We start from the raw sequence: 13,557 nt of genomic DNA on the forward strand, positions 1-13,557 counted from the left end.
CCTAGCTTGTCGGAACGTCCATTATCGGCTCTGCAAAGTGAAGCCGGGGAGAGGCTCGAAAGGGGCGGAAACCTGCTGCTCATTACAGCCGAAAGAGGTAATTATCATGTCCGCAGCTCCCGATACACGCGTCGACGGAGCCGCCGACCTCAAGGTCCGGGAGCCGGGTGGCCACAACCTGTTCGCGCACTACGTCAAGAAGGACGCCATTGCGCGCACCGCAGTCGAAAGCACCCCTGCCGTTGCCCTGCGCGGAAAGCGGTGAGTGCCCACCCCGCGACCGAAAAAAGCTCCCTGCCTGCCCGGACTGCAAGGACATCCTCGAGAACGTCATCGAATCCAACGTCCCGGGCGGCAACTAACACGCCCGCCCCCATGAAGAAGCCCTTGCCCGGTGCGCACCGGGAGGGCTTTCTCTTTGCAGGGCACTCAGTAGACGCACAGCAAACTCACAGGTTCAGATGGTAAGATTTATTATGGTGGTCTGGTCCGCCACCCTCTGAGTCCGAGCCCCCGCGTGGCGACGACAACGAAGACAACTGCTACAGATCCAGAATCGCAACACCTGAGACACCTCTCTCTAGGGCTTGCAGACGCGGGGTGTGTGCCCGGATATGAGATCGAGATGAACTCCAACAACAATGACCGTGACCGTAAGGTCCAGCAGGACGCGCGCGCCTGGAAAGAGCTGACCGGCTCGAACTACACCACCGCGTTGCGCCAGATCGAATCGCCGCTGGCCCAGGGCCTCCTGGGAGAGCGAATCAGCGCCAGGCAGCTGATCAACACCCTCAAAGACCACCCGCTGATCGGTGCAGACGGCGGTGAATGGGTCCTGGGCGAAGCCGGCTTCCATGCCGATACCCGGTGGAGCTTCGACCGAACCAGAGACTATGTCGAGCTGGCCCTGATCACCGAATTCCTGCGGATGTTCACCCCCATCAGGGCGGGCGAAACCCCCTCAGTGAGCAGCTACTCACTGAAACACACGGCGGAGAAATTCTTGAAGCCGCATTGCCGCTCCGTCTCCAACGGCCGCATCATCTGGGCGGCAGCTGCGCTGGGACTTCCTATGGTCGAGGACGGCGGCCTGAACCTTCTGGTAGGTGTGTCTGAACAAGAGCATGCCTACGTTAGGCGCATCGTCATTGAAGAACGCCAGCCCAGAGGCCACCAGAACCGGCCCTCGGGATTCACGCACCTGGAGACGGCCCTTGAGCAGTATGCGGCCGGTGAGCTTGTTCTTGGCCGCTGGGAGAAGCCGGAGTCGTCGACGGAGGTTTACCCGTTCCACGAGTGGCTGATGCAGCAGGCAGGCCGCGATGACGTTGTGGCCGATCTGGCCGGCGATCACTTCGCCGGCGTTGAGGGCAGCTACCACCGCATCGCTGTCACTGCGCAGGATCTGCTGGACATCCTCCGGGAGCTTTCAGCCATGCCCGAAGCCTTCGACTCAGCGCTGGAAGCGATCGTTGAGTGGGCCCGCGTCGCGCCCCCGAAGCTGCGCGGGGACATGAGCCTCCGCACGGAGCGCATCACCAGCAGCAAAGAAGACACTTCCGGATGGGGAGCGGGTCCCGGGACGATCGAGAGGTATGAACACCTGTGCCCTTGCGGCCGGGGGCTGATCGTCGAGGAGCATGACAACACCCCCGGTTTCCGGGAACAAGATGTGATCATCGAGTGCGACAAATGCCGCGCATCATGGCGTCGCGTACCTAGCCTGCCGGTGCGCGGTTGGCGCGTCGAGCCGCAGCCTCTCGACGAAGCAGCCTAATCAAATGCAGAACCCACCTGGTCTTCGGATCAGGTGGGTTCTCTTTGAGAAAGCCAGGAACGATGACGCCGGCACGCCTACACTGACGCCATAAAGAGCATTCCGCGGTCGCTTCGTCCACCTATTTCCCTAGCGTTGGCGAAAGCGATAGAAGCCATCCCTCCCGCCGACGCCCTGCACAGAAACACAGTGTTCGAGCCCAAATGGGACGGTTGGCGCAGTTGTGTCACCGACACTTGGCAATGCTGATGGCCGGTCGGACCCGGTTGCCGCGGCAAATTCTGACAGCGCACTCCAAAGCTCACCCACTCCCCCAGCCTTACAGAAGATCGGTTACCGACATTTACGTAGGACGAGTAGATTGCTTAGTCCTGGAGGCGGCCGTGCGCTTCCGAGGAAGACTGACGAGCACGAGCAACCGTTCTATCGACGTCTCCTGCCCTTCCAATATGGACGGGCAGTGTAGGATCGCCCAGCTTAGTAGTGGATAGGCCCGGGGACGCCACCGGCAACAGCGATGGCATCGCCCGTGATCGAAACACTCCTAGGAGAGGCGAGGAAAGCCACAACGTTTGCGACCTCTGCAGCGGTAACCAAGCGTCCGATGCTCGTTCTTGAAGCAATGACGGCCCGAACTTCGTCTTCATTCGTGCCACTTGATGCTGCCTGCGCAGCAATTAACATCGGGGTACGTTCCGTTATCACAAAGCCCGGGTGCACGACGGTTACATTGATTCCTGCAGGCCCAAGTTCATCGGCCAGGTTCTTGGTCATTGCGGCCACAGCTACATTGCGGATGGAACCAAAGGTAAGCCCCGTTTGTCTCGCTGCCAGGCCGCTAATATTGATGATCCTCCCCCAGCCTTGCCGTGCCATGTGGGGAGCAGCGGCTCGGGCAAAGCGTAGATAGCCGAGGACCTTGGTCTCCACCTCGGTGCGCAAGTCGTCGTCGGTGAGGTCCTGCAGGGCCGGTGCAGTTAAGGGGTTGCCCGGACGTGCGGCGGCATTGACCAGGATGTCCACGCCACCAAATTCGCGGACAGTGGAGGCGACCGCTTCTCTAACCGCAGGGTCATCGTTGCTGTCAGCGGAAATGGCCAAGACCTTACCGTTATGGCGGGCAAGCAAGGCCTTGGCTTGATTCAAGCCTTCACGGCCCCGGGCAACTAGTGCTACGTGCGCTCCTTCGGCAACCAATGCTTCGGCTACAGCGAACCCAATGCCACGGCTTCCCCCTGTCACTATGGCTCTCTTGCTTGCTAGTTGAAGATCCACTTGTTTTCCTTCGCTTAGGTGCTATGTCGGGGGCCTTTCACGAGAGTTGCCCCTCGAGCACGGTCTCTCTGTAGAGATTCATCGTCACGCTTGTCGCCCCTGCAGCTTGTAGGGCCCCGAAGTCTGGCGTCCTGGACAGGAAATTCCGCCAACCAGCTGTCTCAAGTCAAGCAGGGGTATTGGGGAGACTTCCATATCTTCACTCTTTCCACTTGTCCGCGGCCAACGTCTCCCTGGCCGGCAGGATGAAAGATCGCTCCTTGTGATGGTAGGCCCGACGAAAATCAACATTCGGCCTGACCCAGACGACGCTTGAGTTCTCCGTCTTGCCGTCGGCAATTGCCCAGGAAAGTCCGGGGGCGTTCAGGGAGATATGTAGTGATCCGGTCCCTTGGCTGCAACTCAGCCCCGTTCTGCTGGATCTGGCGGTTGAAGTTCTCAATCTCCCTTTCTTCCCGGCCGGCATACTCCAAACGTGGTTACGAGTGACGCCGGGGCTTCTAGGATCGGGGAGTGGGTTGATAGGCCAATAATTTCCAGGTTCCGCTGTCTTTGGTCCAGACGGCGATCACATTGTTTGTGAGGGTCTTGGCCGTACCGTTGACGCTGAGCTCAGCGTTCATTTCGCCAACTACTATGGCGGTGTCGCCAACTAGCAGGATGTTGTCGATAGGGTGCTCGATGCGGTGATACTTGTAAAAGCCTTGGCGAAGTTTGGTCAGGTAGCTGGCAAGTGTATCTCGATCGCCGCGGGAATGGGTGTAGACGAGCTGGATATGGAAGAGGCTTTCGAGCGTGTCGAAGTCCCCGCGAATCACGGCGTTATACCTGCGGTCCTCCAGCGCCCGTATCTCTGCCTCTATAGGGCTGTTTTCTATTGTCATTTGTCTGCTTTCTGAGTTGCTACTGAGCCCCGCAGGTGCCTTGCTCCGTACCGGTGGAGGTTCGAAGTCTGGTGTTGCTTCACGTCGGGTGATCTGCTTTTAGGCAGGCGGAGTCGCCGGAAACGGCAACTTCGGCCCGCTGTTGTGTGGTCAAAGGTGCCCATGGTGCCCCCCCAGATCGCCCTGGACCGCGGGACTGTTAGAGCGGTTCGCCGTTCAGGGCCTTGGTGATCAGGCCACGAATTCCTTCGGCGGTTACTTCACGTGGGTTTGAGTAGGGGTTGCGGGTGGCCATGTTGACTACTGTTTCCACGTCGGAATCCGTCAGCCCGAGTTCGCGCAGGGATGACGGCGCGCCCAGTTCCAGGCTCAGCTCTCGCAGGTAAGCTGCCGGGTTCTCGGCACCGGTGGCGCGCCGCAGGGCAGCGAGTGCCTCAGGGGCATGGGCGGAGTTGTAATCAAGGGCGTAGGGCAGGACGACGGTGTGAGTCTCGGCGTGCGGCAGGTTGAATGTCCCGCCTAGGGTGTGGCAGAGCTTGTGGTGCAAGGACATTGTGGTTGCCCCGAGGGTGGCGCCGCAGAGCCAGGCACCGTAGAGGGCTTCTGAGCGGGCGTCCGTGCCGGTTGGGTCTTTCACGATCAGCGGCAGGGCGTTGACCAGGGAACGGGTGCCTTCTTCAGCCATGAGGGAAATGATGGGCGAGCCGTCCGGGGCGTAGAGGGCTTCTACTGCGTGTGCGATGGCATTGAAGCCGCTTGTCACGGTCATACCCACTGGCAGGGTTAGTGTCAGATCCGGGTCGTAGATGACGCTGGTGGGTAGCACTTTCGGGTCGCGGCCGGTTTTCTTCTCGCCCTTTTCGGTCATGCCCCAGATGGGGGTCATTTCCGAGCCGGCGTAGGTGGTGGGCACCGCGATAATGGGCGCTCCAGACTCCAGGGCTATGGCTTTCCCCAGACCTGTGGTGGAGCCCCCGCCGACTGCGACGTATCCGTCGGCGCCTGCCGATTTTGCGACTTCTCGTGCCCGGCGGGCTGATTCAATCGGGACGTGCATCTCTGCTTCTGCATGTACGCCGGCGCTTAGGTCGCCAAGCTGCTCTGAGACTTCCCGTGCCAGGTCTTCCTGGAATGGGGTTGACAGCACAAGCACACGCTGAAGTCCGAGAGTACGAACTTCCTCAGGCAGCGTCTTGAGCGAACCTGCGCCGAACGTTACACGCATCGGCAGGGCCTGATACCGGAAGTCCTTCATCGAACAATCTCCTTGGTGGTTTCGTGCGTGGGGGTGTGGGCGTGGATTTCGGGATGCAGGACGATGTCGATAAGCCCTTCGACAAAGGGGGAGTTCACGCCGAAGGCAGCTGCTGCGTCCGGGTCCGTGTTGGTGGTGAAGGGTTTGATGAGGGATTCCTTTACAGCGAACACCGCGTCCGATTCGATGTACTCGCTGCCGCCTACGAAGATATGGGTTGTCAGTTCCTTATAGCCGGGAGCGGCGACGATGAAGTGGATATGCGCAGGCCTATTGGGGTGGCGGTTGGTGGCCGCCAGCAGATCACCAACCGGCCCGTCTGTGGGTATGGGGTAGTAGCTGGGAACGACGCTGCGGAAATAGAACTCCCCATTGTCGTCTGCAGTGAAGAGGCCACGCCCGTTGCCGATGCTCTGAATGCCTGGCTGCTGGACGTCGTAGAAGCCCTCCATGTTTGCTTGCCAGACATCGATACTCGCCCGTGGTATCGGTTGTCCTGTGACTGAGAGGATCCGCCCCCTGACGACGCAGATGTCCCCTTCGCTCTCAGGCGAGATATTTTCGCCAAGTCCCCGTTTCGGGGATTCGACCATGTGGAACGGGCCAAGCACAGTTGAATCCGTGGCATCGGGTGTTTCCGCGTCGTTGATGGTTTCGACCAGCATTGAAACCCCGAGCACGTCCGAGAGCAGGATGAACTCCTGCCGGACACTGTCACATTTTTGCCCGGTGGCGGTGAGGAAGTCGATGCCTGCCTCCCACTCCTCAATGGAGGGCTCCACCTCGGCGATGAAAGCGTGCAGGTGTTTGGTCAGGCTCCCTAGGATTTCTTTGAGCCGTTGATTAGGGGTCTCCGCAAAACTTTCAAGGACAGCTGAGGTAAGGGACTCAGTTCCGGATTCGGTACTCATAATTGTGCGCACGCTTTCAACGGATCCATCCCGCACGTTCCAATACTTGAAGAGTCGTGAACATGACCTCCTCTGCAACCACTTCCATCGGAAGCAGTTCCAGCGCATTGGAAATGGGTTCGACGCTGATCGGCGGGTACGGCGCCTGAGTCTCATGAATCGTGCGCAGGAAACCGATGATGTCAAGGGATCCCCTGCCCGGGTAGGTTCGCAGCTGTCGGGCTTCCCGTGCCAGCTCCACGCCAGGCCGGCGGCCGACGTCGGACAGCTGGACGACTGCTACGCGCTCGAGGAGTTCGGCATCGATGTGCTTGAGTTGTCCGCCTGACCTGAAGAAATGGAGGACATCGAGCACGATGGATGCGTTGGATGTGCCGGCGTGGCAGACGAGCTTTTGTGCAGCTTGAACGTCGTTGATCACTGAGTAGGGCATGAATTCGACGGCAACCGGGGTGTTCGGGTGTCGTTGGCACAGGGCCGCATACTCGTCGGCAGCGAGAGACGGGTCTCCGGTGAAGGCTGCGACGTGTACACGGTCAGGGTGTAGGGCTTCGATGAGGTCTTCGACCAGAGAATTGGCGTGCCTGGTTGGGCCGTCGTCGCAGAGCCGGACGAGCTCCAGTTCTGCGACCACAAGTCCAGCGTCTTCTATTCGTTTGCCGAGTTCGTTGATTGGGATGCCGCGCTCGAGGGCTGAAATGCACTGTCCTACGGTGAGTCCGATGCCGTCGAAGGCACTTTGGCTTGCCGCTTGGAGGATTTGAGCGAAGGGCCGGTCGCGGAAGCACATCGCGCCTAGTGCGAGCGGGGCGGGTTCAATCGTGTATGCGAGGCGCACGGGGTGTTCTCTTTCCTTGTCCGTAGGTTAGATGGCTGTTGTTTTTCCATCAATCGCTGCTGCTCTGATGGCTTCGACAATTTCGATCGTCCGCAGAGCGTCAGTCACGGACACGATGGGTTCTGCGGTTCCGTCGATGACATCGAGGAAGTGTTTCCATTGGTTGGCGTAGGTCTCAGTTTCCGCTGCAGGCAGGCTCTGTGCCGCCATGGGGATCTTCCAGTGACCCTTGGCGTCGTCCGGGTAGTAGTAGTGGGTTAGCTGCGGCAATGTCAGGGATCCCTTGGTGCCGGTGATGAGGTGGGTGTCTACGCCGGGGTGCCGTGGGAAGCTCGTGTCGTCGGCGGATACCTGGTCCCAGTTGACCGGTGATGCGGCACTGTCCGAAACGATGAATGTTCCGAGTGCCCCGCTGGCGAATTCCGCGGTAACGGCGGCGGTGTCCTCCACCTCATATCCTCGCGAACCTGATGAGGTGATGGCCGCAACCCGGGTAATGTCACCGCAGAGATATCGCAGCAGGTCGATGTCGTGCACCAGGTTGATCAGCAGCACACCGGCTCCTTTTAGCCGGTGCCACGCCTGGTTGAAGTAGTCTTCGGGTTTCCGGCTAAGAAACAGGGAGTTGACGGCTACGATGCGCCCGAGTCCGCCGTCGTGGATGAATGACTGCGCGGCCGTGACGGCGGCGTTATGGCGCCGATGGTGTCCGACAAGTATCGGCGTGGATATGCCTTCCAGCGCTGCCGCCAGTTTCTGGCCCTCTTCGATCGATGATGCCACGGGCTTCTCGAGCAGCACCGGGATACTGCGGTTCAGGCAGGCCAGCGCTGTGGTTACATGCTGGTCATTTGGGCTTGCCACGACAACCGCATCCAGGCCAGGCATACTAAGCAGATGCTGGTAATCGACGTGGTTCGGTACGCCGAGCGAAGTCGCCAGTCTGTCACTGACAGGGTCTGCGACGGCAACTACCCGCCCGGTGCCTTCGGCATTGATGATGGAGGCATGCTTTGTACCCATGACACCGCCACCGATGATGCCTATATTGAGCTGCGCGGTTCTCACAGGATTTCCTCCTTCACGCGGGTAGGTGCGGTGTCTTGGGCTGGCTCCTTGGCCTGACGGCGAGCCTTCACGACAACGGCGACGATGGAGACTCCAGCCGGAATCACCAGCGAAAGGAACACCTGCTGGTAGGTCAGCCCCGCTGCGACGAGCGCCGTACCGGCCGCTGCCCCGGCGATTGCCCCAAACCGGGCGATGCCCGTTGCCCAACTGGTTCCTGTGGCACGGATGGCTGTTGGGTAGAAGCTGGCACTGAGGATGGGGAACCCGGTGGCAACTGAGTTCGTGAACATGCCCAGAATAAAGATGAGGATGCCGATTACGACAACGTCCTGGGGGGCGATGGAGATAGCTATGAGCATCACAGCGGCGCAGGCCATGCCCAAAGCCACAGTCCGGTGAAGGCCAAAGCGGTCCATGAGCCAGCCGATGGCAATATTCCCGATGGTGCCTCCGGCTTGGAGGAGGAGCCCAATGGTGGCGGCGGCCGCAAGAGAGAATCCGACGTCGGTCATCAGGATCGGCAGCCAGCTGTTCATGAGGTACACGATGAAGAAGGCTGCGATAAAGCCGATCCAGATCGTCACCGTGCCGATCCGGTATTGACGGGTAAGTAGACCGACGACAGGGACCTTGGCTACGCCTGGGGGTTCATTGAGAGTGAACTGGGTGCCGGCAGGGATGGGGCCTGAGGAGATCTTCTGCATCAACCCGGACAGGGCAGCTGTGCTGCCCTGTTGACGGGCGAGAAACTTCGGTGATTCCGGTAGGGCGAATGCCACTACAACGACGTAGAGCAGCGGTAAGATGCCGCCGAGCACGAGCATCCAATGCCAGGTCAAGACCTGAAGAACCAAGGTGGTGAGGTAACCGGAGATGGCCGCTCCAAGCGTCATCCCGCAATAGGTAAAGGCCATCATGGCGCTGCGCCGTCGCTTGGGCGCGTATTCAGAGACAAGCGTCGTTGCATTCGGCATGGCGGCACCCAAGCCGAAACCGGTCAGAACCCTAAAAATGGAGAACCACACCACATCATTCGTCAGCGCCGTGGCCGCGCTCATGACTCCGAAAAGGATCAAAGATGCGATGATCACCCGTCGGCGGCCGAGCCGGTCAGCGAGCGGGCCGGCGATCAGTGACCCGATCGCAAGGCCGAACAGCCCGCTCGTAACGATTGGCCCGAGTTCGGCTTTCGTGAGGCCCCAGTCGGACATGAGTGAGGGAGCGATGTAGCTGACCAATGAGACGTCGATTCCGTCCAGGACCAGCACTCCGAAGCACAGGAACAGTACTCGCCGTTGCAGGCTTCCGATTTTGGAGCCGTCGATCACCTCTTGAAGATCACGTCGTTGTTCTTGCACGTTGTCCTCCTTTGGACAGTGGCTGTCATCCTCGACAACCGGCTAAGTTTCATTGTGAAAATGCGTTGTTGTAGCTGGTCTGCAAACTCTCTTTGATTTCCTGTCTGGTTCCAGCGCTGCCTTTGTGAGGCTGTCTTGATTCCGGCAGCAGCACATCATCGGACTGCTAGTTCCTGTGCCGCTTTCGTCGGATAGGTTTCAGATCAGGGCAGTCGATCCTGCCGGCCTTTTCAAGAACCCAGTTTCCCGCCTCCGCTGACGCTGTTGCGGTTTGCACGGAAGGCCGGGTGTCGAGTAGGTCTGAGAACACTTCAACGGAGACCGGGCAGCTGATACCCTGCGCGGCGAGACCGGCAACGAGATCAATGGTTTCTTTTCCTGGCAGTTCCCTGTGATGACGAGCCTCGTGGCGCAGGTCTGACAGCGGTTCTGGCTGCCGGACATCGCATAACTGAAGTGACGTGATGCGTTCGGCAGGGATTCCTGCCAGGTCATCGAACGTGGCATGGGATCTCCGCCAGTGCCAGATGTCCAAGAGGATCCCGCCGTTGTCCTTGTCTGCGGCGAGAACGATTTCCCATGCCTGTGGCAGTGTTCGGATGAAACTGAACGGTAGGAATTCAAGACCTACCAGAAGCCCGTGGGCGGCAGCCCGATCACAGAGCCTGCCAAAAGCGGCGGATACGACCTCGGTTGACGCTTCCCCAAACGTGGCGACGTTGAGTTGTCGGACTCCTATAGCATCGGTGAACCGGTAGATTTCCTCTTCGTCTTCGGAAACAGCCCGGGAGACCCAATTCCAAGGGTGCTCTAGTTCCAGAATGCTTAAACCGTGCCGGCTGAGTTGTTTACGGATCTCCGGGTAGTCGATTCCGCTGTTGCGGATGTCCTGCAGCCGCAATCCCAAGCCCGCGTAGCCTGCTTCTGAGGCTGCCTTGATGCGTTCTGGGAGGCTCGCGGGGCGAAGCGTGCTTGCGCGGCAGGTCAAGGTGAACATGGTGTCAGGACCAGCCCTAGTGGGGGTCGCCGGGTGATGCGGCTCCGGCGAGCCACCTAGCGCCTTCATCGTAAAGCCGCAGGACGGCGTCACCGGTCAGGCCTGGAAGTCCGGACTTCACTGTGAACCCGGCTTTGGTTTGTACGTAGGCGAGGTATCGGTAGCCGAGGGGGAACTGGGTAAGCAGCTGAGGATCGATGGTCAGCTGGGCGGATGGATCCACCAGGTCCAAGCGGTCCTTTTCGTATATGGGCTGCCGGCGAACGATCTTCCATCCGTCCGCACCTCGGGCGCAGAAGTCATAAAACCTTCCTGTGCAAGCAACGTCTACTTCCACCCCATCAACGGTCGCGCGCTGGTTGATGGTCATTTTCGTCTGGGCAATAGCGCGTCCGTCAACGATGTCGGCGGTATGCCCTCCGAGGAAGTGCGAAATATTTACTCCAGACTCAAAGCCTTCACGGCTGAGCTTGATGAAGTCCCTTGCTGACCCTTGAAACCAAGTCGCTGTCATCCAACCGTCCTCGGAGTGCCACACAGTGGCAAAGCGCTCCCAGTCCCCCGCATCCCGCCAGACTGCCCAATCTTCGACCAATTGGCGAAGGGCAAACCTATCGTCAGCGTTTTCCGACATGCCTTAACTCCTAAATGCTGGGGCTTTCAGTAAAAAGTGAACTTACAAAGTCCAACGGACTCCTCGTTGTTCGATACACCGATCTTGCTCCCTGCAGCTTTCGCTGCCAACCTTTCGCTGCCACTGAGTGGCAATCCCTGTTAGTCTGGTCACATGGCTGGCGGCATAACCACTCCTGGACAGACAGTTTCGCGGCGACTGCTCATGGTGCTCGATTGTTTTGATGTGGCTCATCCGGCGTTAACGCTGACGCAGGTAGCCAGGCGTAGCGGGCTTCCGGTCTCGACGGCCCGCCGCCTTATAGGAGAGCTCTGCGCCTGGGGAGGTCTCGAATTGCTCAGTGACGGCCGCTACCGGGTCGGCATGCATTTGTGGAGAGTCGGTTCGTTGGCTCCTCGCCAACGTGATTTGAGAGAGTCCGCTGTGCCTTACATGCATGATCTGTACCAAGCGACGCAGGAGAATATTCAGCTGACCGTTCTAGAGGATCAGCATGCACTGTGCATCGAAAAGATCAATAGCAACAAATCTGTGCCCACTAAGACGCATGTCGGCGGGCACCTGCCGCTGCACGCGACCGCAGTCGGGAAAGCGCTCTTGGCCTTCGCCGGGGAGGATTTTTTGAGGGTATTACTGGACACGCGCTTACCCAGGCTGACTGCCTACACGATTACGGAACCGGGCCGCCTGGTGGCAGCCATGGCCGGTGTGCGAAAAGGGGGAGTTGCCTTTTCACTCGAGGAGATGACGTTGGGAGCGGTTTCGGTCGCTGCGCCGATTCTCAAGGTCGACGGCACTATTCGCGCTGCCCTGGGAATCGTGGCTCACTCCCATACCGCGCTGGACAGGTTGGTGCCCGCGGTACGGACTGCGGCGCTAGGAATCGCCCGTTCAATGGGCTGATGCCGGGAGCAGGTGCACGTCAGGTGGCGCGCGGAGCTCAGCTGCACGCTGGTGGCATGCTGGGAGGGTTCACTCCCCGCGGGCAGGCCTTGCCCGCAGGTAGCGCATGAACCGTTTTAGGAGGGCTTCGGCGCCCATTCGTCTCAGTCGGGTCGCTTCAGGGGTACATCCGGGAGGAATTTCTCAGTCTAGACGACGTAAGCGTAGGGCTCTGGCCAAACAGGTTCTACGCCCAGAGTCCTCGCTGCATGTTGCGGCCAGTAAGGATTTCGCAGGAGCTCCCGTCCAAGGAAGACGGCGTCGGCTTGGCCGTTGTGGAGGATGGCAGCAGCCTGATGAGGATCGGTGATGAGGCCGACGGCAGCAGTAGGTACCCCTACCTCCGTGCGCGCTTTAGCGGAGAAGCCCACTTGATAGCCGGGTTCTGACGGTATGAGGGCATCACGAACCACGCCACCACTGGAAACGTCCAGCAGATCCACTCCGTGAGATTGAAGCTCCCGGGCCAGGCGGACTGTATCTTCCGAGGTCCAACCGATTCGCTCTTCCCGAGGGTTCTCTGACAACCAGTCGGTTGCGGAGGCGCGGAAGAAGACAGGTAGATCATCTGGCCAAGCATCTCGAACGGCATCAACGACTTGGAGTGGGAAACGCAGGCGGTTTTCAAAGCTGCCGCCGTAGGAGTCTGTCCGCTTATTCGAGGCGGGTGACAGGAAGGAGTGGAGCAAATATCCATGAGCACCGTGAACTTCCGCGACTTGGAATCCGGCTCGAGCGGCCCGTTGTGCTGAGCGGTAAAAGTCGCTTACAAGTTGCTCAATGTCGTTTTTTGTCAGCTCCTCAGGGGCTGGCAGCCCTTCATAGGCTTCTGGGCTCGGCCCAACTGACGTCCAACCACCATCAGGTTTTTGGACCGGGCCGGAAGAAACCCATGGTTTAGCAACTGATGCTTTGCGCCCTGCATGGGCGAGTTGAATAGCCGGCACTGTCCCGTGGGCGGAAAGCGCGTTGGCAATACGGGCAAAGGCGCGTTCCTGCTTGTCGTTCCACAACCCCAGGTCCCAAGGACTGATGCGGCCGTCCAGACGGACCGCTGTTGCTTCGACCATGACCAGCCCTGCGCCCCCGAAGGCGCGGCTGACCAGATGGGTCAGATGGAAATCAGTGGGGACGCCAGCCTCAGGGCCTTCTGGCAACGCGGAGTACATGCACATTGGTGCCATCCACACGCGATTGGGAATTTCTAGTCCCCTAAGGCGCAAGGGGCGGAAGAGATTGCTCAAGTCTTGATCCTTAAAACTGCCTGGTGGAGCTTGATTTGGCCCGCGTCTAAAAGCAGACTTGCTCCACACTCTGTGATTTCACCAGCACTGAGTTTCGTGAGTGCAACCGTATGGAACGTCCTCGCTAAGGGATACCGTCACTTTGCCCGCCGCGTGCCGGGCAACGAGGATTCCTCGTTGCCCTTCGCTTATCGCACGGTTACGTGCAATGGACTCGGCCTCTGTGATCTTCTTATCGAGGATCTGTCGGCTACCTGCGGTGATCTCGATGGTCCAATTTTCTGCAGACTTTGACAACTGGTTTTCCTTGAAACTGATATGCGGTGGCGGGGCTTTTGGGCACGTACTGATTTGCGGGGCTCTGCTTGGCA

Annotated in this window: 13 protein-coding genes; 3 read left to right on the forward strand and 10 right to left on the reverse strand. The window is 59.4% G+C overall.

Features of this window, described 5'->3' with window-relative positions; all coding sequences use genetic code 11:
• Window positions 1-106: 106 nt before the first annotated feature.
• Together BACI9J_RS20695 and BACI9J_RS20700 are read left to right on the forward strand one after the other, a co-directional pair.
• Window positions 107-265, forward strand: coding sequence for a DUF3039 domain-containing protein (locus BACI9J_RS20695; RefSeq protein WP_159736019.1), 159 nt, complete (start codon window positions 107-109; stop codon window positions 263-265).
• A gap of 360 nt (window positions 266-625) precedes the next feature.
• Window positions 626-1,777 carry a hypothetical protein gene (locus BACI9J_RS20700; RefSeq protein WP_201296633.1) on the forward strand — a complete coding sequence of 384 codons (1,152 nt, stop codon included), beginning with the start codon at window positions 626-628 and terminating at the stop codon, window positions 1,775-1,777.
• A 477-nt stretch (window positions 1,778-2,254) separates the two neighbouring features.
• On the opposite strand, the gene BACI9J_RS20705 is transcribed toward BACI9J_RS20700, so the two are convergent.
• The 9 genes from BACI9J_RS20705 to BACI9J_RS20745 form a co-directional block, all read right to left on the reverse strand.
• Window positions 2,255-3,052: an SDR family NAD(P)-dependent oxidoreductase gene (locus tag BACI9J_RS20705; protein WP_159736020.1), complete on the reverse strand. Its 798-nt coding sequence runs from the start codon at window positions 3,050-3,052 to the stop codon at window positions 2,255-2,257.
• A gap of 500 nt (window positions 3,053-3,552) precedes the next feature.
• Complete coding sequence (locus BACI9J_RS20710) at window positions 3,553-3,936, reverse strand: nuclear transport factor 2 family protein (RefSeq protein ID WP_159736021.1); 384 nt, start codon at window positions 3,934-3,936, stop codon at window positions 3,553-3,555.
• Window positions 3,937-4,135: 199 nt separating this feature from the next.
• Entirely contained in the window at window positions 4,136-5,191 is a 1,056-nt protein-coding gene (locus tag BACI9J_RS20715; protein WP_159736022.1) for a maleylacetate reductase, read from the reverse strand.
• A complete protein-coding gene (locus BACI9J_RS20720) occupies window positions 5,188-6,102 on the reverse strand; it encodes a dioxygenase family protein (RefSeq protein WP_159736023.1) in 915 nt (304 codons plus the stop codon). The genes BACI9J_RS20715 and BACI9J_RS20720 overlap by 4 nt, the downstream gene beginning before the upstream one ends.
• Before the next feature lie 16 nt (window positions 6,103-6,118).
• Window positions 6,119-6,940 carry a sugar phosphate isomerase/epimerase family protein gene (locus BACI9J_RS20725; protein WP_201296634.1) on the reverse strand — a complete coding sequence of 274 codons (822 nt, stop codon included), beginning with the start codon at window positions 6,938-6,940 and terminating at the stop codon, window positions 6,119-6,121.
• A gap of 27 nt (window positions 6,941-6,967) precedes the next feature.
• Complete coding sequence (locus BACI9J_RS20730; RefSeq protein ID WP_159736024.1) at window positions 6,968-8,008, reverse strand: Gfo/Idh/MocA family protein; 1,041 nt, start codon at window positions 8,006-8,008, stop codon at window positions 6,968-6,970.
• Window positions 8,005-9,369, reverse strand: coding sequence for an MFS transporter (locus BACI9J_RS20735; RefSeq protein ID WP_159736025.1), 1,365 nt, complete (start codon window positions 9,367-9,369; stop codon window positions 8,005-8,007). The genes BACI9J_RS20730 and BACI9J_RS20735 overlap by 4 nt, the downstream gene beginning before the upstream one ends.
• Before the next feature lie 166 nt (window positions 9,370-9,535).
• Window positions 9,536-10,366, reverse strand: a complete 831-nt coding sequence (locus tag BACI9J_RS20740; protein ID WP_159736026.1) for a sugar phosphate isomerase/epimerase family protein — start codon at window positions 10,364-10,366, stop codon at window positions 9,536-9,538.
• Window positions 10,367-10,382: 16 nt separating this feature from the next.
• The gene (locus BACI9J_RS20745; RefSeq protein WP_159736027.1) at window positions 10,383-11,000 is read right to left on the reverse strand and encodes a nuclear transport factor 2 family protein; all 618 of its coding nucleotides are present in this window, start codon (window positions 10,998-11,000) and stop codon (window positions 10,383-10,385) included.
• 153 nt (window positions 11,001-11,153) lie between these two features.
• On the opposite strand from BACI9J_RS20745, the gene BACI9J_RS20750 reads away from it, so the two are divergent.
• A complete protein-coding gene (locus BACI9J_RS20750; protein WP_159736028.1) occupies window positions 11,154-11,903 on the forward strand; it encodes an IclR family transcriptional regulator in 750 nt (249 codons plus the stop codon).
• 188 nt (window positions 11,904-12,091) lie between these two features.
• On the opposite strand, the gene BACI9J_RS20755 is transcribed toward BACI9J_RS20750, so the two are convergent.
• Entirely contained in the window at window positions 12,092-13,186 is a 1,095-nt protein-coding gene (locus BACI9J_RS20755) for an NADH:flavin oxidoreductase/NADH oxidase (RefSeq protein ID WP_159736029.1), read from the reverse strand.
• Window positions 13,187-13,557: the final 371 nt, after the last annotated feature.

Origin of the sequence: Arthrobacter sp. 9V, from assembly GCF_902506065.1 — a bacterium.
Taxonomy (GTDB): domain Bacteria; phylum Actinomycetota; class Actinomycetes; order Actinomycetales; family Micrococcaceae; genus Arthrobacter.